The following is a 22,163-nucleotide window of genomic DNA, read 5'->3' on the forward strand; positions in this document are numbered from 1 at the left end:
TTTTCGCAGTCCGCATGTCTCATGAGGCGAGACGTCCTGTTCGCGAGGTGGGAATGTGGCTCACCCATCTGAGCCAAGAGGCCTGGAGTTGTTGGCCGCGTCGTCTCCGGCGAGGACGTTCTGCTCAGCGGCGTCCTGGATGGCGTGCGCGATGGTGCGGAGCTGCTGGATGAACCAGGGCTTGGCCGTTGTGCGCAGAGGGCTCTCGTTAGGGAGTCGCCGTGTGAACTCCGTGTGGAAGGCCCGGAAGTCTTCCTCGTCGGTGGACATGGCCAGGCGGCGCCAGTACGGAGAGGCGTAGAGGGCCATGGGCGTGACGATCTCCGGATAGACCGCGGCATAGCGTTTGGGGTCCCAGGGCCGGACGCTGCGGGCAGGGCGGGGTTGCAGCCGGACGAGCCGCTGGGAGCGCTCGCTGATCCGGTAGCCGTGCTGCATGAGGACGTGCCAGAACAGTGAGCACTTCGCGTAGCACGGGTTGAGCACGTGGGGACCGTGGCGGCGAAGGAGCCGGTAGTGGCGCTGTTGGGCGGCGACGATCTCAGGGAAGTCGGCGAGGTCGAACTGGAGGGCGGGAGACTCGACGGCCCGGCCGATCCAGAGGCGGTGGGGGACGCAGACCTGCTCGTGGTGTTTCGACATCCAGACCATGACGCCCCGGTCAGGGTTGCCGGTCCTGCGGGCGACGCAGCGGCGGCAAGCCCATCGGATGGTCGCGGCGAGAGGGCCCTGAGGGAGGTTCCACGCCTGTTTCTCCCAGCGGGGGATCGCGTGCTGGATGCTGGTGCGGGGCTGTCCGCTGAGGACGCTGAGCTGGTCGGTCGAGTCCAAGCGGGAGGGCAGCCAGAGGGAGGGCTGCTGAAGACGCCGGACGGGCATCGCGTTCGCCGCCGCGAGCCGGTCGAGAAACGATGCCTCGGTCTCCTGCGGGAAGGGTTTCACTGGACGCGGCAGCGGTCGGAAGACGACGGGTTTGAACCGTGCGCTCACCCGGCTGCCCTGCGCGGTTCGGGGGGCGAGTCGGATTCGCTGTTGTGGTCGATACGGATGTCGCGCAGGAGAGTTTTGGTGACCTGTTCGCTTCCGTCGAGGATGGCGGAGATGGCCGCGGCCCGGATCAGGTGGGACAGGCTTCCGATCATGCCGCCGGTGCGCTGGTGCAGGTATTTCGCGAGCTTGACCAGGGTGCCGTTCTGGTGCCGGTGCAGGCGGAGCGTCGTTTCCAGGGAGGCGACCAGCGCCTGCCACTCGGCGTTGGACGGGAAGGCGCCGGTGCGGACCAGGATGCAGCGGCCCCCGAGCTGCTTGCCGCGGACCCCGGTGAACAGGCCGGAATTCTCGACGTTGATCCCGGCATAGACGAAAGTCGCCGACAGGTGTTCGGTGAAGTACTTCAGGTGATCGGAGAGGTCCTCGCCGGCGGTGGTCGCGTGGTTGAGCAGGTGAATCTCGTCGACCAGGACCAGGTCGGTGCGGGCCTCGATCATCACCTGGCAGACGGCGCTGGTGACGTCGATGGTGTTGTGCCGCGGGTTGATCACGGGCAGGCCGAGGAAGCGGGCGAATTCCAGGGCGAGTTTGCGCGGGGAGCCTTTGGGTGGGGCGGCGATGTAGACGACTGGGATGCGGTCGCTGCCTGGGTAGCGCTGCCGGATACGGACTTCGTGGGTGCGGCCGAGTTGCTTGAGCGCGGTGGTCTTTCCGGTCGTCCACTGACCGGAGACGATCATCCCGCGGCGGGCGCCGTGCTCACGCTGGTTGAGCAGGGTCAGCAGCCGTCCCTGATGGGCGATTTCCTTGACCGTGGACGTGCGCACGACCTGGAGTTCGGAGTGGTAGGCGAGGCGCGCTTCGTCGTAGGCCTCACGCAGCTGTGGGGACAGGGCCTGCCACTGCTGATCGGGCAGCAACTCGAAGACGGCTGGATCGGCCTCCACGAACCGCCGCCAGCCCTCCAGTCGGGTGGAGGGATCGGTCCGGTCATCAGGCAGACCGGCCTCATCCCCGCCCGGCTGCGCAGGGTTCACCACCACTTCTCGGCCTCCTTGCGCGCATCGAAGATCTCCAGCGGGACGACGTCGGCGAGTTCGCCGACCTCCTCGTCATCCGCTGGCTCCGGCTCCGGCTCCGGCTCCGGAGCCGGCCGTGGCCAGGCGGGCTCGCTGGTGGCTCGGGTGCGGGCGGCGACTTTGCGGTTGCGTCGCCGGGCCGTCCGGTCTCCCTCCGCCGCCCGGCGGTCATGCTCGTGATCGGGTCCGTCCGATGCCCGGTCCAGGAGCTCTGCCGCCACCTGTGCGACGGCTTCCTCGTCCGGCTTGCGTTGCCCGCGTTCGGTCAGGATCTGGTGGGCTCGGTCGAAGACCAGCTCGCCCATCGGGACGGGAGACGTGCGCAGGTGGCGCCAGGTCGCGGTGATCCAGCCCGTGCCGTGGTGGTTGCGTACCCAGACACAGGAGATGTCGTAGGGGTCGTAGTGGACTTCCCAGAGCTTGCCGTCCGGGCCTGCTCCCGAGGGCTGACGCCGGAAAGGGGTGAGCCCGGGGGCGTCGTAAGTACGATTGTTGATCCGCACCCCGCTGCGGCCGATGACCCGCCATTCACGGGGCATGAGCTGGATGTACTCCTCCGGGCTGAGCGCGACGGGGACGTATCCGGCTGCTGACACCAGCGCGGCGTACTTCTCGTTCGGGCTCAGCGGCCGGTCCGGCATCAAGGGATCGCGCAACCCGTCGTGCGGCCTGGCCTGCCAGACGACGATCCACTCCTGGAGAAGTTCCTGGAGTTCGTGGATGGACCAGGCCGCCTGCGCGGCCGGGTCCTTGCCCCGCATCTCGGCACTGCGTCCCGTGTATCCGGCCACGTACTGGGCGAACATCGTCGACACCGAGCCCAGCGTCCGCTCGATGTGCGGCCTGTCGGTCGGGGTGTCCGGGTGCGCGGGCTGGAACGAGATCCCCAAGTGGCGGCAGGCATTGCGGAAGTTGTCCGAGATGAACGCCTTGCCGTGGTCGCTGACCACCGTCTCCGGAACGATCACCGGGACCGCGGCGGCCTTGTCCAGCCGCTCGTCCAGCGACAGCAAGGAGGCATAGGGCAGCACGGAGCGCGACATGCGCAGAGCGTCGGACCAACCGGGCCGCACCGGTTCCGGGGTCATGGCGCGGGCCAGCAGCAGCGCGGCATCGACCGCCTTTGTCGACGGTCGCAGCACCACGGCGGCCAGTGTCCGGGTGGCCAGGTCGATCAGCCCGGTCAGTTCGCAGCGGTCCACCGTCCCGTCATCGTGGATGACCATGACGTCCAGCGGCGTGGAGTCGATTTCCATCACTTCGCCGGGCCGGGCCGCCGTCAGCTGCCCGAACATCCGCTTCGGCTGCTTGCCCAGCGAGCGGCGGGTGCGAGCCGAACCGAACAGATGCTGCCCGGTCGAGACCACCTTCAGCAGGCGGTAGAACGTCGCCCGGGACGGCATGCGGACCACTCCAGCACCGTGCTCGGCGACCAGGAGACGTTCAACGCGGCGCCGCAGCACCTGCGCGGAGACGGTCGGCTCGTCCGTCCGGCTGCCCACGACCTTCGCGATCGCTTCGACTACCCGGGGATCGGCACGGCTCGTGCCGGTGGCGGGCTTGCGCAGCCTGCCGTCCACCAGACCCGCCACCTCTTCGTTCTCGAAGCGGGACCGCATCCGGCGCAGCGTGCTCAACCCCACCTCCTCACCGCAGCCCCGCAGCTCGGCCATCTTGGTCAGCTCCCGCTGCCGCAGAGAGTGCACCGTCGGGTCGTACTCGGCCCGCCCCGGAACGTCGGTATTGCCGTCCGGGCGGCCGGTGAGCAACTCGGTCAGATGTCGTCGCCACCACTCAGCCCGCTGTGCCGCTTCCTCCGGCAGTCCCTCCAGCACCCCGGCCTCCGGCAGCGGCGGGCGGCTCAGCGCGGTGCTGAGCACGGTGAAACCCTCCGACGCCAGCAGGTGTCCCAGCAGCACGACCCAGGCGGCCTGTGCGTCATCGACCAGCCGCACCGAAGTGCCGTGCAGGGCGGCAACCGTGTGCTCCCGCCCGTCGTAGCGGACCCTGTCACCCAGCGACAGCAGCCGCGGAAGCGCCGGCATCCCCGCCCACCTCCTCCGCGGCCACGGACACCGGGCGAACCTGCGTGGCCGCCGACAGCAGACCGGCTTCCAGATCCACCGCCAGCTCCCGGCGCCAGATCAGATGGAAGAGCACCGGAACCACGGCGATCGGATCACCCACCGCACGGACCCCCGCCCACAGGCCCCGAGGCCGGGCGAACGCCGCCCGTAACTCCGCCGCCACGAGTTCTCGCCGCACTCGCGGATGCCGGTAGCCCGACAACCAGCGCAGATTCGCCGCCAGCACCGGATCGAGCACGCCCACCCGCTCGAAATCCCAGCCCACCCGTGCACAGGCCACTGCCGTGACCTCGAACTTCACCGCATCCTCGGGCTCGACCCGGTCGTCGGGACGCACGTCCAGCACCACACCGGTGCCGTCCCGGCGGCGCACGAAGTAGTCCGGGGTATGGCTAGTCCGGCGAGCCCGGCCACCGGAACGCCACGAGAGCCGGAACGGCTGCGACGCCATCGCCACCACACCCGGATCCCAGTCCAGCCGCAGCAGCTGACCGAGTTCCACCCACGACTCGTACCAACTCGGCACCCGTAGCAGCCCAGTACCAGCCGGGAAAATTGCGTTGACCGGGGTACGACGGGAACGTCCGCACCTGCCCGGCCGCCTCGAAACGCGCCGGCCACATCACTTCAAGCGGCCCCGCATGCAGGTCACCGCGAGCGTCGACGTACTCCAGCCGGAAGTCCTCCGCCTCCACCAGCCACCCCCACCCGGCGCTGTCCACGTACGACGACCGTAGACAGCCAGGTGCGGCAGCGGCTCAGAAGGAGCGAGACAGAACAGCAGATGGCCAAGGTTGACTGAGATACACAGCCAGATGGCTCTGATAGACCGAGATTGGCCCGCCTTCAGCGAGACAGGACAACAACTATCTTGCTGTCCTGTCCCAGATAACTGTGGGCAGGGCGAGGTTCTGACCTGCGGTGCTTACGGTTGAGTGGGACAGGTGGGCGGTCGGTGTCCCGCTCAACTGTAGGCAGCGTGATGGTTCACTCGCGAAGCCAGGCCAGCAGGCGCCGTGGAGTCGGTCGCCGTGTGCTGGTCGGCATGGATCGGGGAGCCGTTTTGGCTTTCCTGACTTGCTGGGCGAGGCGGTATTCGTCCGCCTCGCGGATGAGTTCATGAGAGCGGATCTGGTGCAACTCGAAGTGCATGCCGCTCGCTCCTACTGCTGGAGCTCCAGGACGTCGGCGACCACGCAGCTGACGTTGTCGGGGCCGCCGGAGCCGTTGGCGAGGGCGATGAGTTCGCGGACTGCCTGCTCGGGTTCCCGGATCTCGGAGAGCACTCGGCGGATTTGTTCGGTCGGCACGACGGTCGACAGGCCGTCGGAGCAGAGCAGATATCGGTCTTCCCGCTGGGCGTCGTGGAGGCGCATGTCGGGGGTGGTGTGGGTTCCTTGGCCCAGGGCCCGGACCAACAGCGACCGCTGAGGGTGGGAGGCGGCTTCTTCCGGGCTGAGGCGTCCTTCGTCGACCATCGACTGGACCATGGTGTGGTCGTGGGTGATCTGGAACAGTTCTCCGTCGCGCAGGAGGTAGACGCGGGAGTCGCCGATGTGGACGAGGGCCAGCTGTGATCCGGTCCAGAGCATCGCGGTGAGCGTCGTGCCGGTGTCTTCGGGTGAAGAGCCGTTCCCGGCGATGTCGTGCACGGCCTGCTTGGCCTGTTCGATGACGTCTTCGAGGACGTTGAGGAGATTACCGGCCGGGATGCTGTCGGTTTCGAGGTGCTTGAGCGCGTCGATGGCGGCTGCGCTGGCGGGGGCTCCTTGGCTGCCGCAGCCGTCGGCGACGGCGAGCAGGCGGGGTCCGGCGTAGGCGGTGTCCTGATTGCTCTCGCGGACAAGGCCCGTGTCGGAAAGAGCGGCGTAACGGATTCCCAGGGACTTGGCGGTCGGGGACATGGCAGGGTCCTTCCGGGACAGGTGGTCGATGAGGAAGGTGGCCAGGTCCCGCCGTGCAGCGGTGTCGGCCTCGACCTGGGCCCAGAACGCGCGGACCTCCTGGGCTGCCGCGACTGCATTCAGCGTGCGGACGTGCTGGATGCGGGCCAGGGGCATTCCTAGGCGGCGGAGCCAGGCGACCAGTCGGGCCTGGTCCAGCTGTTCCGGTGCGTAGAGGCGGTATCCGGTCACCGGGTCGACGCGAGCAGGGGTCAGCAGGCCGAGCTCGTCGTAAAGACGCAGCGCCTTCGGTGACAGCCGGGACGCCTTCGCGAACGCCCCGATGGTCAGTAACCCCATGCTCGTTCCTCCTCATGCCGGGCACGTCGCCCGGCCTCACTGATGCTGTGGGCTCCCCCAAGGTGAAGGTCAAGCGAGGGTTCTGATCGGCCCCGGCCGCCCCCCCTCCCTGGCACACGGACGGTCTGCGGCGCCTGGTTGGCCGGCGACGGGGTGGACCGTACTCCTTAAGCTCCCGCCACGGTCGCTGCGTTGCTGAGGCTCCAGTACCACTTCGACGGACTTCTGGCACCGGACGGACCGGCGTCGGTGGGCAGCTTCGGCTGGATGATTCCTGCGGCCCAGTACTTCATCGATCTTCGCGCTCTCAGCGGGTTGATCTTCAATACCTGGCCGCACGCCAGGGGACTGGCTAGCACGGAGGCCTGGCGGTACTGGTCGACCGGGAAGCCGAGCGACGGCACGCCGAGTTCGCAAAGTCCCGGGCCCCGATCGGAAAGCAGCGCCGGGCCTCACACCACTACAGCGATCCATCGGCGGACCCGGTTTCCGGCGGGGCGGTGTTCGGCATCGCCGCCCGGCTGCTGTCAGCCTCCGACGAGACCGCGGCCCACGAGGCGATGGCACCGATCATCGATGGAGCCAAGGACCGAGACTTCTCGGTGTGGCACCAGTTCCGGAGCCTCAGCGGGACCTCCCACCCACTCAGAGTGGTCCTCCGCACCGCACGCCAGGACAGAAGCGCGTTCCAGCGCATGGGGCAGCGGATCGAAGACCAGGGACTCAGCCGGATCAGTTCTGAACTGACCGGGTGACCTCCTCAAATAGCAGGACTCTCCCCGGAGCCCTGCATCTGGCGTGTGGACGCGTCGGGAATGTTCACCTGAATTGACGTCAGTGCAGAGGGGGTGGGCCTTCACAAGTCGCTCCCGGCCGGGGCGTTGATCGGTGTGAGCATGCCGCGTCTACTACAGTTCAGCGTGGGCCGTGACTGGCGCTGAGGTGGAGCACCACCGTGGAGCGGTCTGACGAGACGTCGTTGCCGTGCGCCTGGGCGAGTGGTCAGCAACGCCTGGAGGGCAACGTGTCCGCGACTCAGACGGCCCAGCTCATGGATGGCACCAGCCTCGCTAAACGCATCGTCGAAGAGGCTGCTGCCAAGGCGGCGGAGATCTCACGACGCACGGGGGCCAGTCCCTGTCTGGCGACGGTGCTGGTGGGAGAGGATCCCGCGTCGGCCACGTATGTCCGCATGAAACGAGCGCGGTGCGCGAAGGCAGGCATCCAGTCCCGGTATATCGGTCTGCCCGCCACCACCACGACCGCCGAACTGATCGACACCCTCGCTGACCTGTCCGGCGACCCGGAAGTGCACGGCATCCTGCTCCAGCACCCTTGCGGCCCGCACATCGACGAGCGAGCGGCGTTCGAGGCCATCGCTCCGGAGAAGGACGTCGATGGGGTCACGATGCATTCTTTCGCCGCGATGAGCTTCGCGCGGCCGGGCTTCTTGTCCTGCACGCCGGGCGGGATCATGCGGCTACTGGAAGCGTACGACGTCGAACTCGCCGGCAAGCACGCCGTCGTGGTGGGCCGCAGCGCGATTCTCGGCAAGCCAGCCGGGATGCTCCTGCTCGCCAAGGACGCAACGGTGACGTACTGCCACTCCCGCACGACGGACCTGTCGGCAATCGTCCGGGAAGCGGACGTCGTGGTAGCAGCCGTGGGACGGCCCCGGCTGATCCGCGGTGAGGACATCAAGCCTGGCGCGGTTGTGATCGACGCCGGCTACAACGCGGGTAACGTCGGCGACGTGGACTACGACAGCGCCGTCACCCGAGCTCGTCTGATCACTCCGGTTCCCGGTGGCGTCGGGCCGATGACCATCGCCGTCCTGCTCGCACAGACCGTGGAAGCCGCCGAGAACCAGCTCGAAATGCAGCACCGCTGACGCCTCGCCAGCAGCTCATTGATGCCTTGTCAGCAAGGGTTCCGCTCAAAAAGAGAGACCGCGTGTCGAGCATGTGGTTGAGAAGCCGAAGGAGTTGTGCGGTTCGGGGTCGGCCCGGAACAACCGGGCCAGCTGCCCGATCGCGCCGTCGACGTGTGGGGTGATGTGGCCCGCATACGCAGGTCGTGCGCCGACATGCCACCGAAGTAGAGCGAACTGAGCGCCGGGAGCGTGATGGTCATGTCCGTCACCTGGTTGGTCGGAATGCACGTCACCGAAGCACCGTCTGCTTGGAGATGCCATGTCCGGTTGTTCGCTGGGCACATCCGGTCGCCGTCGATGGTGAACTTCAGCTCGCCAGGTGTGTCGTACGAACGTTGTGTCAGGGCGAGGGGGACGTCGAGAAGGCGCGCCCACAGGTTGTCCGACTGGCGGGTAATGCGCATCGCGCGTGGGTTCGTGAGCATCCACCGCAGGGGTTCGTCGCGCGGACGGCCGGGCGCCACGATGGTCTTGGTGAGATCGAAGTCGGTCAGCACACTCCACAAGGCGCGGTAGGCGATCGGATTCGTCGCCTCAAGGGCTTCCACGACAAGTGTTCCCGCGTTGTCCGCTGTCGAGGACCACGGCAGTCGAAAGTTGGCGATGCCGTCCACATCGCCGCGCTTGTCACGGTGGACGAGATACCGCAGCGGGCCGTTCATGCCGTCTGCTTTGTCGGACAGCCCGTCCCAACGTCCGGCGAGGGGGGTGAGCTCACCGACGCGGTATGCACGCACGCCCGCATGCACCACGGGCCAAGCCTGCTTCGCCTGCGTGGCGCCGACCAACTCCAGCGACCCAGGATCAGTCTCTGCTGGTAGGAGGGCGGCTTCGTGACGGGCCGGCTCCCACCGGACGCGGTAGGTCGCCGGCGAGAACCCGTACCGCCCGTAGATGCTGCCTTCACTCGCGCTGAGCATCTGGTCGTGGCGGGCGGACCTGAGTCACCATGCCAAACATTGCATCCGCCACCCCCACTGACCGGCAACCGAATATCGGCCCATGAGCAACGAGAACTCATCGGTAGGTTCGGCTATGGGCACTATGAGGCCATGCGCCCGCTGCCCCGCTGCTCCGCAGCCTCCACCCACTGCCCGACGAGACACTCACCGGCTACATCCTCCGCCTCGCGCACCGGCTCGGAACATCCCCCGGAGCAATCGCCATCCGCACCGGGCTGACCGGTCACCGCAAGGAGAACGTGCTGTTCCGAATCCCCATTCGGCTTCTGCATGACCTGGACTCCGACGAGACCCAGACTTTCGCCGAGACCACCCGACTCACCCGGGAGGAAGTCAGGCAGCTGCTGACCTCCTCGCTCGCCGAGCGGTACGGGCCACTGAGCGGGAAGTTCACTCCGCGCAGGAGCGCCGCGAGAATGGTCAACGACAACGCATGGCTGCTGACCCATACTCCCCGTTACTGCCCGCGGTGCCTTACCGGGGACGGAAGCGAGATCCAGCAACTCCACGGTGGATCCTGGCAACGCTCCTGGCGTCTGCCGCCAGTCTTCGCCTGCACCAAGCACCGTCGCCTGCTGCGAATCAGCTGCCCTGCCTGCCGACAACCTGTCCACACGGTCGAGACGAACAGCATCATCGCCCGTCCCTGGGACGAAGACCTGCACCCCACCCAGTGCCGGACGACCATAGCTCCGCGCACCGTCGGACGCCTCCAACCCGCCTGTGGCGCCCAGCTCGCTGAATCTGACGGCGCGCGTCGCGAAGACCTTCCCGACGCACAGACACTGGAACAGTTACTCGGCCTTCAGTAGCGACTTCTGGATCTCCTCAACCCGATCGGCCCTGAGACGACACCGAGCGTCGGCTGGCTGATCCCTGCCGCTGACTACTTCGCCGACCTCAGAGCGTTGCTCGGTCTCGTGTTTCTGTCCTGGCCGGCGGTCCGACCCTTCGCCGTGACACCGGCCCTCGCGGAAGCCCTTGACCAGGATGCTGAGCGGCGTCATGCGCGCGCGGTGGTCCTCCGCGGCAGACCCGGCAAGAAGCACAGCTCCCGGCCCTTCACCGATCCACCACTGGACCCGTTGCTCATGGGGGCAGTACTCGGGATCGCCGAACGGCTCCTGGACGCCGACGACGAAGAACAGGCCCGCGAACGCATGTTGCCCCTCATCCACCAGGCCAGCGGTTTCGATCAGGCCCTCTCGCTCTATCTCCGGCGCAAGGACTGGATCTCTTTCCCGCTTCGGATCGTCATCATGAACCACTTCAATCACATGGCTCCGATGCACGAGATCATCGCTCGCGGTCCTGTCCCATCGGACGGCCAACGGAAGCCGACCACGAAGGGCTACCGTCGCGCCTCCCGTAGCCGCCCTTAACCGAGTCGCACAGCGTGACGCTGGTGCGTCAACGGGGAGCAGTTGACCCCTGGGCTTCGCCGGACGTGCCTTCTTCTCACCGAGAGATCATGTGAACGTGATGCTGTGGATCCGCGCCTACGACGGCGAGAGCGATGTCTGGTCGTACTTCGAGCTCGACGACGAGGAATGGGCGCTGCGGCACGTCGAACTGCAAGGACCTCAGCGCCAGCCCGTGACCGCAGCCTCGCTGGCGGAGGTCATCGAGATCCGTGACCGTGGTGACCTCGCAGCCGTGGCCTCCTACGAGGGGCAGTACGGCGTCCTCGCGGAAGGCACCCTACACGGCTGGCAAGAAGCGGACGGCGGTGCCGAGATCACCCGCCAAGAATTCGAGTCGACGTGGGCCGCTGCGCGAGAGACCCTCGACGCGAGTCGCACCGAGGAGACGAGTTGATCACGGAGTACCAGCAGAAGCTGCGCGAGCGCTACATCGGCGCCACCGTCATGTCGGCTCCCGAGCCGTGGCAGCCGGTGCTGGACCGCAGGACGCCCATCGGGGGTCTGTACGGCATTGGCTTTGCCGTCCATCCCGACAGCGGGCACGACCTCGTCATGGTCGTGTCCAACGACGGCCATGGACTCTTCAACGCAGTCACCGGCGAGAAGATCGCCCGCGACCGGGACCCTGACCCCGAAACGAGCACCCCCGACGTCCACCCGGACCTCGCCTGTCCCGGGCTCGGCCCGATCGCAGGCGTCTCGGTGCGCATTGCCGGGCTCTTCGGTGGGGGCCTGCACAGCGCCACGCCGGACGGCTGGACCCTGGACGTCGTCAGCCCCGAGTGGCCACACGACCGCGTCATGCTCTCCGCCGACGGCGGTTCCCACAAAGGCCCGGCAGGAGGGACGTGGTGGCACATCTTCCACTCCGAGTACTCAGAACTCCGCGCAGCCGGATTCTCGCCCTCCGGCCTGACCCTCGCGGTCGCCACCAGCAGCGACCTCACTCTCTGGACCCGACCTGAGCTCCACTTTGACGACTGAGTGGCCAGCGGGACACCACGCGAGAGGAGGACAGATGGACCGGGCGGAACTTGTCAGGATGCTGGGCGACCAGACCACGGCCTGCGAAGCCGCCAGAGCGGCGCTTCTCGACGGAGGCGACTTCGTCGTATGGGACGGCCGCGTTCCCAGTCAGGAGCTTGCCGGCATCTACGCGGCTCGTCTCCGACGGGCGAGGAAGCGAGGTACTGAGACTCTCGCCTTGCCGTCCACCGTCGACATCCTCACCCGGCTCGAAGCCGCTCAGGTCAGGATCGGCTGCGTCTTCTCGCCAGACCGGACGTGGGCCTTCATGCTCTTCCTCGCCGATGACGCCGGCGCAGTCCTCGCCTGCACGGGAGTCCGCCAAGTCGTGCGGTGACAGTTGTCCTGCTCAAGTGACAACCATCGTGCTCAGGCTCAGTACGCCACAAGGGTGGCGTGGCGCACTTTTGCAAGCGGGTGCTTGCAATAGTTAGCGGGGGTGGTGCAGGGTGGAGGCATGGCATCGCTCAACGTCGGCAATCTCGGTGACTACCTGCGTGAACAGCGGCGCAATGCGCAGTTGTCGCTCAGGCAGCTCGCCGATGCCGCCGGGGTGTCCAATCCGTATCTGAGCCAGATCGAGCGCGGGCTGCGCAAGCCGAGCGCGGAGGTGTTGCAGCAGGTCGCCAAGGCGCTGCGGATCTCCGCCGAGACGATGTACGTGCGAGCCGGCATCCTCGATGCCGAGCGGGACCGGGACGAGGTCGAGACGCGTGCCGTCATACTCGCCGATCCCACGCTGAACGAGCGGCAGAAGCAGGTGCTGCTCCAGATCTACGAGTCCTTCCGCAAGGAGAACGGATTCGGGATCGACGAGGCGGGCGACGAGGGAGGCGCGGACGAAGGAGTCGAAGTCGGCTCCGGCTCTCCGGGTGACGATGCCCTGAGTGACGGCGCTTCGGCCCCGCAGGACGGCCGCCCCGCCGTACGAAAGACCCGCACGGCGGGCGGGAGCATACCCACCCGTCGTACCCGCATCACCGGCGGCAGTGACGCCGACCCGCAGCAGACGGCCGGTTGAGCCGGACCAGGGCACCGGCCGCCTGACTGCGGACCACAAAACCCTCAGCCGAACGTGAATCCGGGAGGACCATCACCATGGCCATCACCGACGACCTGCGCAAGACCCTCAGTGACCCGACTCCGCTCTACTTCGCCGCCGGCACCGCCGACCTGGCCCTTCAGCAGGCCAAGAAGGTGCCCGGTCTGGTGGAGCAGCTGCGGACCGAGGCCCCGGCGCGGATCGAGGCGGTGCGCAACACCGACCCCAAGACCGTGCAGGAGAAGGCCCAGGCGCGTGCCAAGGAGGCCGGCGCCAAGGCCAAGGAAGCCAGTGCCCGGGCCAAGGAGGCCCAGGAGAGCATCCAGGCGAAGGTCGGCGAGTTTTTCGGCACCCTCGACGGTGACCTGAAGAAGCTCGGCAGCACCTTCGATGCGGACCTGAAGAAGCTCGGCGAGACCGCCCAGGACTTCGCGCTGCGCGGTGTCGGCGTCGCCGCCGAGTACGCCGTCAAGGCCCGCGAGACCTACGAGAAGGTCGCCGAGCACGGCGAGCAGACCGTGAAGACCTGGCGCGGCGAGGCCGCCGAGGAGATCGAGGAACTGGCGATCGCCGTCGAGCCCGACGCCGCGTCGAAGCCGAAGCCGAAGTCGGCCGCGGTCAAGGCCGAGCCGAAGCCCACCATGGTCAGGACCGAGCCGAAGCCGGCCGCGGTCAAGACGGAGGCCGCCCCGGCGAAGAAGCCGGCCGCGAAGAAGGCGCCCGCCCGCAAGACCTCTGCCACTCCCACCCCCGCCACGACCACCACCCCCGCCAACGGCAACGCCACCGCCAACGCCAACAGCAACACCACCGCCAACAGCAACACCACCGCGAAGAAGACCACGCCTCCGGCCAAGTAAGACACCGCGGTACGGATCACGGGCCGGGCACTCTTGGAGTGCCCGGCCCGTTCAGCGGGTAGCGGGCTTCCCGGAACGGGAACGAGTACGGTGACCGCGTGACGATGAGCCGATTCTGGTGGTGGACGTAGTGCTGATGCAGGGATTCGCGGGGTTCATGTGGCTGCTGAGCGTCGCGTTGATCCTTTTCAGCGGCTTCGCGCTGATCGACGCCGCCACGCGTCGCGAGGACGCCTACCGCGCGGCTGACAAGAAGACCAAGCCGTTCTGGCTGGTCATCCTGGGGATCGCCTTCGTGGTGAACCTGATCTTCAACATTCTGTCGTTCCTGCCGATCATCGGCCTCGTTGCGACGATCGTGTACATGGTCGACGTACGCCCCGCTCTGCGCGGTCTCCCGGGCGGCGGACGCAGCAGGCGCGGCGGTTCCAGCAGTGACGGGCCGTACGGGCCGTACAACGGCGGCCGTTGAAGCGTCCTTGAAGGGGCATGCGCGGCTGTGCCGTCGACATGCGCCTGTGCCGCGTGGAGGTGACCAGCCGCGGCGGACTGTCGGTCGGCTTGCGGCGGAATCCGGACGGCGGGTCTGCGCTCCGGCTTGCGGCGGAACGCGGACGGCGGGTCTCCGCTCCGGTTTACGGCGGAACGCGGACGGCGGGTCTCCGCTCAGGCCGTCCGGTCCAGCAACAGCACCGCCACGTCATCCGTCAGCTCGCCCCCGTTGAGATCCCGGGCCTCGTTCACGGTGGCCCGCAGCAACTCCTCCCCGCGCAGCCCCTCGGAGAGCTGGCGGCGGACCAGCTCCACCATGCCGTCCTGCCCGAGCCGCTCCCGGCCCTCGCCGACACGGCCCTCGATCAGACCGTCGGTATAGAGCATCAGGCTCCACTCGGCCCCGAGGTCCACCTGCGTCCGCGGCCAGCGGGCGCCGGGGAGCAGGCCGAGGGCGGGGCCGTTGTTGTCGTACGGCAGCAGCTCGGCGGGCCGGCCGGGGCGGGCCACCAGCGGGGCCGGGTGCCCGGCGAGGCACAGGCCCGCTCGGCGGCCGTCCGGGGCGATGTCGACCGTGCACAGCGTCGCGAAGATCTCGTCGTCGGAGCGCTCGTGCTCCAGGACCTGCTGGAGCGTACCGAGCAACTGGTCGCCGCACAGACCCGCCAGCGTCAGCGCGCGCCAGGCGATGCGCAGCTCCACGCCGAGCGCCGCCTCGTCCGGGCCGTGCCCGCAGACGTCGCCGATCATGGCGTGCACCGTGCCGTCCGGGGTGCGGACGGTGTCGTAGAAGTCGCCGCCGAGCAGGGCACGTGAGCGGCCCGGTCGGTAGCGGGCGGCGAAGCGGAGCGACGAGCCCTCCAGGAGGGGCGTGGGCAGCAGACCGCGCTCCAGCCGGCGGTTCTCCTGGGCGCGCAACCTGCCCTCGGCGAGCCGTCGCTCGGCTGTGTCGGATCGTTTCCGCTCCACGGCGTACCGGATCGCCCGGCTCAGCAGCCGGCCGTCCAGCTCGTCCCGGAAGAGGTAGTCCTGGGCGCCCACGCGTACGGCCTCGGCGCCGCGCTCGGCGTCGGCTGAGGCGGTCAGCGCGAGAACGGCGTGCCGGGGCGCGAGCTTCAGCACATGTCGGAGTCCGGCCAGCTCGTCGTCGTTCTCGGCCCGGCCGGGGGTGGGCAGCGCGAGGTCCAGCAGGATGCAGTGGACATCATCGGTGAGCAGCCGCTCGGCCTCGGTGAGGTTGCGGGCGGTGCGGACCCGGATCGGCTTGCCGGCCGAGTCGAGCAGCTCAGGCACGACCGCAGAGCCGCCCGGGTCGTCCTCGATCACCAGGAGGGTGAGGGTGGGGGTGGGGGTGGGGGTGGGGGAGCCGGTGGCGCCGGTGGCGCCGGTGGCAGGAGTCTGGCCGGTGGGCTCGGCCGCGGTGTTCCCGGCAGGGGCCGCTGCCTTGCGCGGGGACCCTGTGAGTGAGGGGTCGACGCCTGAGGACGCGGCCTGCGCCTGACCACTCTCCACGGCCGGGATCGCGCTCTGCCGCGGTACGGGTACGGGTACGGGCATCGTCTTGGGTTCCTTCCCTCCCCCGAGGGCATGGCAGGGCGAGGGATCTCGGCCTACCGACGGGGACCATAGCGGTAGTCGGCGCCGCAACGGAATGCTGTGAGACACGTGGTTGGCCGAGCGCCGCTGTCATATGCCGTGATCCGTACCGCAGTTGGACACGCCAGTAGTGCTGTCGGGATGACGAACGTCACCTCGGCGACAGGTTTGAGGTGGGCCAGGTCACGTGGCTCGTGTCGTCCGGGGGCGCTTATGCGCCCGGTCCGCGTGGCCGGTGTCGTCCGGGACGCTCGTGTGTCCGGCCCGCGTGGCCCGTGTCACTCGGGACGTTCCCGTTCCCGTTCCCGTTCCCGTCCCGTTCCCGTTCCCGTCCCGCTCCCGTCCCGTTCCCGTTCCATGTGGCCGTGTCACCCCGGATGTCCCCGCCCCCGGACGTTCCCGCCCCCGTACCAGTGGCCCGCACCAGTTGCCCGTACCACCCCGGGACGCTCACGCGCCCGGCCGCACCACCCCGAGTATCGGCATCGTCCCGGCTCCCGTGACGGTCACCGTCCGACCCGGCCGTGGGGCGTGCACGACCGCGCCGTTGCCGATGTACATCGCGACATGGCTGGCGTCGTTGAAGTAGATGATCAGGTCTCCGGGGCGCATGTCCTCGACGGGTACGTGCTTCAGTTGCTGCCACTGCTGCTGCGAGGTGCGCGGGATCGGGCTGCCAGCGCTCGCCCAGGCCTGTGAGGTCAGACCGGAGCAGTCGTAGGTGTTGGGGCCCTCGGCACCCCATTCGTACGGTTTGCCCATCTGGGACGTGGCGAACTTCACCGCCTTCCTGCCCTCGGCGGAGTCCTTGCTCTTGATCGCGTCGAGGACGCCGGAGTCCAGCCAGGTGGTCTGCGCCTTGAGCGCGGCCCGGCGTTCCAGCTCGGCGAGGCGCTCCTTCTCCTTCTTCTCCAGCTGTGACTCGAGCTTCTCGGCCTCCGCGATCCGTTCCTTGATCTTCTTCTTGGCCGCGGCCTTGGCCTTGCGGCCCGCCTCCAACTTCTTCCACTGCGCGGAGGCGTCGGCGGCGTACTGCTCCAGGTCCTGCTGGGTGCGGGTCGTTTCCCGGATGAGGGTCTTGGTCGCGCGCTGGCCCTGGAGAACCCGGCCACTGCCGTCGAGGAACTCCTGCGGGTCGTCGCTGAGCATCAACTGCGCCTCGTCCGGCAGCCCGCCCCCGCGGTACTGGGCGCGGGCCGCGGCACCCGCGCGTTCCTTCAGCCGGTCCAGCTTCTCCTTGCCGGCGACGATCTTCTTGGCCAGCGCGACGATGTCGGCCGACTGCCTCTCGGCCCTCTCCTCGGCGTCGTTGTACGCGTCCGTGGCAACCGCCGCCTCGTGGTAGAGGCTGTCCAGTTTCTTGCGTACGGCCTCAAGATCCTTGTCGGACGGGGGCGTCGGGGTGCCGACGGGCGGAGTGGTGGCGGATGGAGCGGTGGAGGGCGGGGCGGGGGGCGGTGTCGGGGCCGCGAACGCCGTGCCCGGCGCCCCCAGTACGGTGACCGCGCAGACGACGGTCGCAGCCACTGTGATCAGCCCGCGCTTGCCCGCTCGCATACCCCTGCCCCCAAAACTGATTTACCGTCAGTAACTTACGGATCCTGCGGATGGTGCCACGTCATGGCGCAGAACGACAGAGGCGGTGACTTCCTCCCCCGGCCCGGCCGTCGTATGGCGATCCCCCCGCCTGTGTGACGAACGACTCACGGAGATCGTTCCGCGCCTCCCGGCCGGGTGGGAAAAACGCGGTGGCGGAGCGGGGGACGAAGGGAGAGGCCGTCACGTCCGAGGCGCCAACGCCGCCCAGCGCACCGTCACTTCACCCTGCCGCCAGCGCACCGGTCCGTCCGTCACCGGCCAGTCGGCGGCGAGGTCCCGCACCGCTCGCATCCAGCGCTGGCGGGCGCCGTAGGAGGCGTAGGGCGCGGCGGCCGCCCAGGCGCGGTCGAAGTCGCGCAGGAAGGCATGCACCGGCTCGCCCGGGACGTTGCGGTGGATCAGCGCCTTCGGCAGACGCTCGGCGAGGTCCGATGGGCGCTCCAGGGAGCCCAGCCGGGTCGCGAAGGTGACGGTGCGCGGCCCCTCCGTACCGAGCGCCACCCACACGTGCCGGCGCCCGATCTCGTCACAGGTCCCCTCGACCAGCAGCCCGCCGCGCGAGCCTCCGCCGGCCGGGGCGAGCCGGGAGCACAGTCGCTCCCACACGGCGGCCACCTCACCCTCGTCGTACTGGCGCAGCACGTTGGCGGCCCGGACGAGCAACGGTCGCCCGGGGACGGGGATCTCGAAGCCGCCGTGCCGGAAGAGGAGCCCGTCCCGCTCGTACGGTCTCGCCGCCGCGACCCGCGCCGGTTCGATCTCGACGCCGACCACGCGCGCGCGGGGAGCGACGGTACGCAGGCGCAGCAACAACTCGACGGCCGTCCAAGGGGTGGCGCCGTAGCCGAGGTCGACGGCGACGGGATCGGTCGCGCGGCGCAGTTCGGCGCCGTGCGTCGCGGCGATCCAGCGGTCCATGCGGCGCAGCCGATTGGGATTCGTGGTCCCGCGCGTGACCGTGCCCACGGGACGGGTGGCGGCGCGGGATGACATACGTACGAGGGTATGCGGGTATCCAGGCTGTCCCTTGCGTGACGGCGGCCCATAGGTCACGCCGATGTCCCTTGCAGGACGGCGACCCATACGCGACGCCCCGAGTCTCTGGCACGACGACAGCCGAATACGTAACACCGCCGAATACGTAACACCGCCCAATCCGTAACGCCGCCCAATCCGTAACGCCGACGCCGACGCCGGCACCCCTGCACAACGCATCCCGATCTCGAACGGTTGAGCGACCCCCGGTAATCCCTCGGCAAAAAGCGCCCCGCCCGGAATGGGAACCCCTCCGTCGGTGTTCCCGCTCTTGGAGGGCACCCCACACCCTCCGTTCGGCATGTCCGCAGCAAGGAGGAACGCCACGTGAGCCAGTACGTCAGCAGGCTCGGGCGTCGCTCGGTAGCGGCCCCCCCGCGTTTGCGACTGCACCGACGCCCCCGCCGGGTCGCCATGCTCTCCGTGCACACCTCACCGCTCCACCAGCCGGGCCTCGGCGACGCCGGCGGCATGAACGTCTACATCGTGGAGCTCGCGCAGCGCCTCGCCGCGATCAACATCGAGGTGGAGATCTTCACGCGTGCGACCTCTGCCGCCCTCCCGCCGAGCGTCGAACTCGCGCCAGGTGTCCTCGTCCGGCACGTCGACGCCGGCCCCTACGAGGGCCTCGCCAAGGAGGAGCTCCCCGCCCAGCTGTGCGCCTTCACCCACGGCGTGATGCAGGCGTGGGCCGGCCACCGCCCCGGCTACTACGACCTCGTGCACTCCCACTACTGGCTCTCCGGCCATGTCGGCTGGCTCGCCGCCCAACGCTGGGGCGTCCCCCTGGTGCACGCCATGCACACCATGGCCAAGGTCAAGAACGCCAACCTGGCCGACGGCGACACGCCCGAGCCCGCCGCCCGCGTCATCGGCGAGACCCAGATCGTCTCCGCCGCCGACCGTCTCATCGCCAACACGACCGAGGAGCGCGAGGAACTCGTACGGCACTACGCCGCCGACCCGGGCAATGTCGCCGTCGTCCACCCCGGCGTGAACCTCGACCGTTTCCGCCCCGCCGACGGCCGCGCCGCCGCCCGTGCCCGCCTCGGCCTCCCGCAGGACGCCCTGGTCCCCCTCTTCGCGGGCCGCATCCAGCCCCTGAAGGCGCCGGACGTGCTGCTGCGCGCGGTCGCCGTCCTCCTGGACGAGCGTCCCGACCTGCGCTCCCAGATCGTCGTCCCGGTCGTCGGCGGCCTCAGCGGCAGCGGCCTGTCCAAGCCGGAGGGTCTGCAGAAGCTGGCGTCCCGGCTCGGCATCGCGGATGTCGTACGGTTCCACCCGCCCGTCGGCCAGGACCAGCTCGTCGACTGGTTCCGGGCCGCGTCCGTGCTGGTCATGCCGTCCTACAGCGAGTCCTTCGGCCTGGTCGCCATAGAAGCGCAGGCGGCTGGCACCCCGGTGCTCGCCGCCGCGGTCGGCGGGCTTCCGGTGGCCGTGCGCGACGGACGGACGGGTGTCCTCGTACAGGGGCACGAACCCGCCGCCTACGCGCGCGTGCTGCGCGATTTCGCCGACGATCCCGCGCGCCCGGCGCGGATGGGTGAGGCCGCCGCCCGGCACGCGCAGTCCTTCGGCTGGGACACCGCGGCCGCCGCCACGGCGGACGTCTACGCGGCAGCGACCCAGTCGTACCGGGGTCGCGTACGCTCCCACCATGGCTGACGCAGACAGGACGGCACAGGTCATCGAGGCGTTCTTCAAGGACGCCGAGCTGGAGTGGGAGAGCCCGGCACCCGGCAACTACGTGGTGAAACTCCCCGGCACCCGCAAGCTGTCGACCACGGTGTCCCTGGTGGCGGGCCGCCACTCCCTCTCGCTCAACGCCTTCGTCATCCGCCACCCCGACGAGAACGAGCCCGGCGTCCACCGCTGGCTCCTGGAGCGCAACCTCAAGCTGTACGGCATCAGTTACGCCGTCGACCCGCTCGGCGACGTCTACGTGACCGCCAAGCTGCCCCTGAGCACCATCACCGCCGACGAGATCGACCGCCTCCTCGGCCAGGTCCTGGAGGCCGCCGACGGCGCCTTCAACACCCTGCTGGAGCTGGGTTTCGCCTCCGCCATCCGCAAGGAGTACGAGTGGCGGGTGTCCCGGGGCGAGTCGACACGGAACCTGGACGCGTTCGCGCACCTGACGCGACGCTCGGACGACTGACCCCGGGTTCCCGCGTCCCCGGGCTCCCCCGCGTCCCCGGGTTCCCGCGTCCCCGGGCTCCCGCGTCAGGACCCGTCCGGCGGCAGGGAGGAGTCCGGCTGGGGCTCGTCGGTGGGATCGGGGTCGTCGCCGGAGCCGCCAGATGATCCGTCGGAGCCGCCGGACGATCCGCCGGAGCTGCCGGACGACCCGTCGAGCTTGTCGGCGAAGGCGCGCAGGGCGTCGGCCAGTTCCTTCTTGGTGGGCAGTTGGTCGACCTTCCGGTCGAGTTCCGTGATGCGCCGGTTGAGTTCCGCCAGGTCCGTGTCGGCGGGCGGGGTGGCCGGGGGCTCGGAGGGGCTGGAGGGATCGGTCGATTCCGCCGGGTCGGTCGGGATGGGGGAGGGGTAATCCGGGTCCGTGCCGCCGCTGGTGCCCCCGGAGCCGGGCTCGTCGCCGGACTCGTCGCCGGGGTCAGCGCTCTGCGGCTCGGTGAAGGCCGAACTCGGACTCGGACTCGGGGAGGGCGCCGGATCGTTGCCCGAGCCGGCCGCGAGGGCGGCGCCGACGCTTAACACCACCAGAGCCGCGGCCCCCACGACGGCGGTCGACACGCGGCTGATTCTCAGACCGCGTGGCCGGGGCGAGGTATCCGGTCTGCTCGGGTTCTGCGAGCTGGGAGAGCTGTGGGCGCTGGGGGAGTTGGGGGAGTCCTGTGATTCGTCCATGGGGCGACGCTAGGCGTCCCCGACCGGCGGACGGACGGCTTCCGCCGAATCTCTCGAACGAACGTCCGTGCGGGAGCTGCTCCGGTTGCTCCGGCCGCTCCGGTACCGCCCCGGTGTCACCCCCACCAGCTTCTTGAAGTGCCGGGTGAGATGAGCTTGGTCGTGGAAGCCGGTGAGGACGGCGACGTCGGCGGGACCGTGGTCCGCGAGCAGCAGCCGACGGGCCCGGTCGACGCGGCGGGCGTTCAGATACTGGTGCGGGGCGATGCCGTACGCGCCGCTGAACGCCCGTACGAGATGGGCAGGATGGGCCTGGACCAGCCGCGCGGCCTCGTGCAGCGAAAGCCCCTCGACGACCCGCTCGTCGAGGAGTTCGCGCAGCCGACGGGCGAGGACCGGGTCGCGGCGCGGGCTGTTCGTGTGGTGCGCCGGGCGCAGATGCGTGCGCAGCCGCTCGCCGACGAGGGTCAGCCTGCTCTCGGCCTCCAGCTCGTCACCGGGCCGGGTGAGCGCGGTGTGCAGTTGCCCGACGCGCCGCCGCAGCAGGGGGTCGAGCAGGTCGGGCGCGTCGACCGCGGGCCCGATCAGATCCTCCCCGAGCCGGCTGCCGTCGAGGTACAGCACGCGCTTGCGGAAGCCGTCCGGGGTGACGGGGGAGCCGTTGTGCGGCACATGCGGCGGCAGCAGGGACACCGTGTCGTGCGGGGTGCCGTGCTCTTGCCGGTCCAGGTCGTACCGTACGGCCCCGGCGTCGACGATGAGCAGCGTCCACGCGTCATGGACGTGCATCGGGTACGCGTACTCGGTGAAGTGGGCGTGGAAGACCTCCACGATACCCGGGACGGCCGGGTGCCAGGCGGAGACCTCACGCAGGGCTTGCGGGGCTTGCCGGGCCTGCCGGGCCTGTCGAACGGCCATGCAAAGAACGTA

At 69.1% G+C, this 22,163-nt stretch carries 22 protein-coding genes and 1 riboswitch; of the genes, 10 read left to right on the forward strand and 12 right to left on the reverse strand.

Annotation, left to right across the window (positions count from 1 at the left end; translation table 11 throughout):
- Window positions 1–60 precede the first annotated feature (60 nt).
- From M2271_RS31295 to M2271_RS31315, 5 genes are all read right to left on the reverse strand, one after another.
- On the reverse strand, window positions 61–990 hold the full coding sequence (locus M2271_RS31295) for a hypothetical protein (protein ID WP_280890761.1): 930 nt from the start codon (window positions 988–990) through the stop codon (window positions 61–63).
- Window positions 987–2,033 (reverse strand): ATP-binding protein, encoded by a 1,047-nt coding sequence (locus tag M2271_RS31300; protein WP_280890762.1) that lies wholly within the window; start codon window positions 2,031–2,033, stop codon window positions 987–989. The genes M2271_RS31295 and M2271_RS31300 overlap by 4 nt, the downstream gene beginning before the upstream one ends.
- Window positions 2,024–4,114, reverse strand: coding sequence for a Mu transposase C-terminal domain-containing protein (locus M2271_RS31305; RefSeq protein WP_280890763.1), 2,091 nt, complete (start codon window positions 4,112–4,114; stop codon window positions 2,024–2,026). Before M2271_RS31305 ends, M2271_RS31300 begins: the two co-directional genes overlap by 10 nt.
- The gene (locus tag M2271_RS31310; RefSeq protein ID WP_280890764.1) at window positions 4,080–4,658 is read right to left on the reverse strand and encodes a TnsA-like heteromeric transposase endonuclease subunit; all 579 of its coding nucleotides are present in this window, start codon (window positions 4,656–4,658) and stop codon (window positions 4,080–4,082) included. Before M2271_RS31310 ends, M2271_RS31305 begins: the two co-directional genes overlap by 35 nt.
- A gap of 661 nt (window positions 4,659–5,319) precedes the next feature.
- Entirely contained in the window at window positions 5,320–6,399 is a 1,080-nt protein-coding gene (locus M2271_RS31315) for a MerR family transcriptional regulator (protein ID WP_280890765.1), read from the reverse strand.
- 500 nt (window positions 6,400–6,899) lie between these two features.
- Between M2271_RS31315 and M2271_RS31320 the strand changes: the two genes are divergently transcribed.
- The gene (locus M2271_RS31320; RefSeq protein ID WP_280890766.1) at window positions 6,900–7,154 is read left to right on the forward strand and encodes a hypothetical protein; all 255 of its coding nucleotides are present in this window, start codon (window positions 6,900–6,902) and stop codon (window positions 7,152–7,154) included.
- Between the two features lie 162 nt (window positions 7,155–7,316).
- A riboswitch (ZMP/ZTP riboswitch) is annotated at window positions 7,317–7,402 on the forward strand.
- 21 nt (window positions 7,403–7,423) lie between these two features.
- Entirely contained in the window at window positions 7,424–8,290 is an 867-nt protein-coding gene (locus M2271_RS31325; protein ID WP_280890767.1) for a bifunctional 5,10-methylenetetrahydrofolate dehydrogenase/5,10-methenyltetrahydrofolate cyclohydrolase, read from the forward strand.
- Between the two features lie 29 nt (window positions 8,291–8,319).
- On the opposite strand, the gene M2271_RS31330 is transcribed toward M2271_RS31325, so the two are convergent.
- Together M2271_RS31330 and M2271_RS31335 are read right to left on the reverse strand one after the other, a co-directional pair.
- Complete coding sequence (locus M2271_RS31330) at window positions 8,320–9,084, reverse strand: sterol carrier protein domain-containing protein (RefSeq protein ID WP_280890768.1); 765 nt, start codon at window positions 9,082–9,084, stop codon at window positions 8,320–8,322.
- 1,004 nt (window positions 9,085–10,088) lie between these two features.
- Window positions 10,089–10,571, reverse strand: coding sequence for a hypothetical protein (locus M2271_RS31335; RefSeq protein WP_280890769.1), 483 nt, complete (start codon window positions 10,569–10,571; stop codon window positions 10,089–10,091).
- Between the two features lie 205 nt (window positions 10,572–10,776).
- On the opposite strand from M2271_RS31335, the gene M2271_RS31340 reads away from it, so the two are divergent.
- The 6 genes from M2271_RS31340 (at window position 10,777) to M2271_RS31365 (ending at window position 14,118) form a co-directional block, all read left to right on the forward strand.
- Window positions 10,777–11,112: a hypothetical protein gene (locus M2271_RS31340; RefSeq protein WP_280890791.1), complete on the forward strand. Its 336-nt coding sequence runs from the start codon at window positions 10,777–10,779 to the stop codon at window positions 11,110–11,112.
- Entirely contained in the window at window positions 11,109–11,702 is a 594-nt protein-coding gene (locus tag M2271_RS31345) for a hypothetical protein (RefSeq protein ID WP_280890770.1), read from the forward strand. The genes M2271_RS31340 and M2271_RS31345 overlap by 4 nt, the downstream gene beginning before the upstream one ends.
- Before the next feature lie 34 nt (window positions 11,703–11,736).
- Entirely contained in the window at window positions 11,737–12,081 is a 345-nt protein-coding gene (locus M2271_RS31350) for a hypothetical protein (RefSeq protein WP_280890771.1), read from the forward strand.
- Window positions 12,082–12,201: 120 nt separating this feature from the next.
- Window positions 12,202–12,765 carry a helix-turn-helix transcriptional regulator gene (locus tag M2271_RS31355; protein WP_280890772.1) on the forward strand — a complete coding sequence of 188 codons (564 nt, stop codon included), beginning with the start codon at window positions 12,202–12,204 and terminating at the stop codon, window positions 12,763–12,765.
- A 77-nt stretch (window positions 12,766–12,842) separates the two neighbouring features.
- Window positions 12,843–13,646, forward strand: a complete 804-nt coding sequence (locus M2271_RS31360; protein ID WP_280890773.1) for a hypothetical protein — start codon at window positions 12,843–12,845, stop codon at window positions 13,644–13,646.
- Window positions 13,647–13,782: 136 nt separating this feature from the next.
- A complete protein-coding gene (locus M2271_RS31365; protein WP_280890792.1) occupies window positions 13,783–14,118 on the forward strand; it encodes a DUF2516 family protein in 336 nt (111 codons plus the stop codon).
- Window positions 14,119–14,312: 194 nt separating this feature from the next.
- Here M2271_RS31365 and M2271_RS31370 read toward each other — a convergent pair whose 3' ends face one another.
- The 3 genes from M2271_RS31370 to M2271_RS31380 all read right to left on the reverse strand — a co-directional run bounded on the left by M2271_RS31370 (window position 14,313) and on the right by M2271_RS31380 (window position 18,326).
- Window positions 14,313–15,695, reverse strand: coding sequence for a fused response regulator/phosphatase (locus tag M2271_RS31370; RefSeq protein ID WP_280890774.1), 1,383 nt, complete (start codon window positions 15,693–15,695; stop codon window positions 14,313–14,315).
- 489 nt (window positions 15,696–16,184) lie between these two features.
- The gene (locus M2271_RS31375) at window positions 16,185–17,291 is read right to left on the reverse strand and encodes a C40 family peptidase (RefSeq protein WP_280890776.1); all 1,107 of its coding nucleotides are present in this window, start codon (window positions 17,289–17,291) and stop codon (window positions 16,185–16,187) included.
- Window positions 17,292–17,513: 222 nt separating this feature from the next.
- Complete coding sequence (locus M2271_RS31380) at window positions 17,514–18,326, reverse strand: class I SAM-dependent methyltransferase (RefSeq protein ID WP_280890777.1); 813 nt, start codon at window positions 18,324–18,326, stop codon at window positions 17,514–17,516.
- A gap of 369 nt (window positions 18,327–18,695) precedes the next feature.
- Here M2271_RS31380 and mshA point away from each other — a divergent pair, with 369 nt between their 5' ends.
- Together mshA and M2271_RS31390 are read left to right on the forward strand one after the other, a co-directional pair.
- On the forward strand, window positions 18,696–20,033 hold the full coding sequence (gene mshA / locus M2271_RS31385; RefSeq protein WP_280890778.1) for a D-inositol-3-phosphate glycosyltransferase: 1,338 nt from the start codon (window positions 18,696–18,698) through the stop codon (window positions 20,031–20,033).
- Window positions 20,026–20,526 (forward strand): YbjN domain-containing protein, encoded by a 501-nt coding sequence (locus M2271_RS31390; RefSeq protein ID WP_280890779.1) that lies wholly within the window; start codon window positions 20,026–20,028, stop codon window positions 20,524–20,526. The genes mshA and M2271_RS31390 overlap by 8 nt, the downstream gene beginning before the upstream one ends.
- A 65-nt stretch (window positions 20,527–20,591) precedes the next feature.
- Here the strand turns inward: M2271_RS31390 and M2271_RS31395 are convergent, their stop codons facing one another.
- Together M2271_RS31395 and M2271_RS31400 are read right to left on the reverse strand one after the other, a co-directional pair.
- Complete coding sequence (locus tag M2271_RS31395) at window positions 20,592–21,119, reverse strand: hypothetical protein (protein ID WP_280890780.1); 528 nt, start codon at window positions 21,117–21,119, stop codon at window positions 20,592–20,594.
- Window positions 21,120–21,242: 123 nt separating this feature from the next.
- Window positions 21,243–22,151 (reverse strand): AraC family transcriptional regulator, encoded by a 909-nt coding sequence (locus tag M2271_RS31400; RefSeq protein ID WP_280890781.1) that lies wholly within the window; start codon window positions 22,149–22,151, stop codon window positions 21,243–21,245.
- Window positions 22,152–22,163 lie beyond the last annotated feature (12 nt).

The organism is Streptomyces sp. LBL (genome assembly GCF_029893585.1).
In the GTDB taxonomy this organism is placed as follows: domain Bacteria; phylum Actinomycetota; class Actinomycetes; order Streptomycetales; family Streptomycetaceae; genus Streptomyces.

What these genes read in the sequence shown, in the direction of transcription:
- M2271_RS31305 (WP_280890763.1), bottom strand. Translation starts at nt 4,114, where the DNA reads ATGCCGGCGCTTCCGCGGCTGCTGTCGCTGGGTGACAGGGTCCGCTAC.
- M2271_RS31315 (WP_280890765.1), bottom strand. Translation starts at nt 6,399, where the DNA reads ATGGGGTTACTGACCATCGGGGCGTTCGCGAAGGCGTCCCGGCTGTCA.
- M2271_RS31340 (WP_280890791.1), top strand. Translation starts at nt 10,777, where the DNA reads ATGCTGTGGATCCGCGCCTACGACGGCGAGAGCGATGTCTGGTCGTAC.
- M2271_RS31350 (WP_280890771.1), top strand. Translation starts at nt 11,737, where the DNA reads ATGGACCGGGCGGAACTTGTCAGGATGCTGGGCGACCAGACCACGGCC.
- M2271_RS31355 (WP_280890772.1), top strand. Translation starts at nt 12,202, where the DNA reads ATGGCATCGCTCAACGTCGGCAATCTCGGTGACTACCTGCGTGAACAG.
- M2271_RS31360 (WP_280890773.1), top strand. Translation starts at nt 12,843, where the DNA reads ATGGCCATCACCGACGACCTGCGCAAGACCCTCAGTGACCCGACTCCG.
- M2271_RS31365 (WP_280890792.1), top strand. Translation starts at nt 13,783, where the DNA reads ATGCAGGGATTCGCGGGGTTCATGTGGCTGCTGAGCGTCGCGTTGATC.
- M2271_RS31370 (WP_280890774.1), bottom strand. Translation starts at nt 15,695, where the DNA reads ATGCCCGTACCCGTACCCGTACCGCGGCAGAGCGCGATCCCGGCCGTG.
- M2271_RS31375 (WP_280890776.1), bottom strand. Translation starts at nt 17,291, where the DNA reads ATGCGAGCGGGCAAGCGCGGGCTGATCACAGTGGCTGCGACCGTCGTC.
- M2271_RS31380 (WP_280890777.1), bottom strand. Translation starts at nt 18,326, where the DNA reads ATGTCATCCCGCGCCGCCACCCGTCCCGTGGGCACGGTCACGCGCGGG.
- M2271_RS31390 (WP_280890779.1), top strand. Translation starts at nt 20,026, where the DNA reads ATGGCTGACGCAGACAGGACGGCACAGGTCATCGAGGCGTTCTTCAAG.
- M2271_RS31400 (WP_280890781.1), bottom strand. Translation starts at nt 22,151, where the DNA reads ATGGCCGTTCGACAGGCCCGGCAGGCCCGGCAAGCCCCGCAAGCCCTG.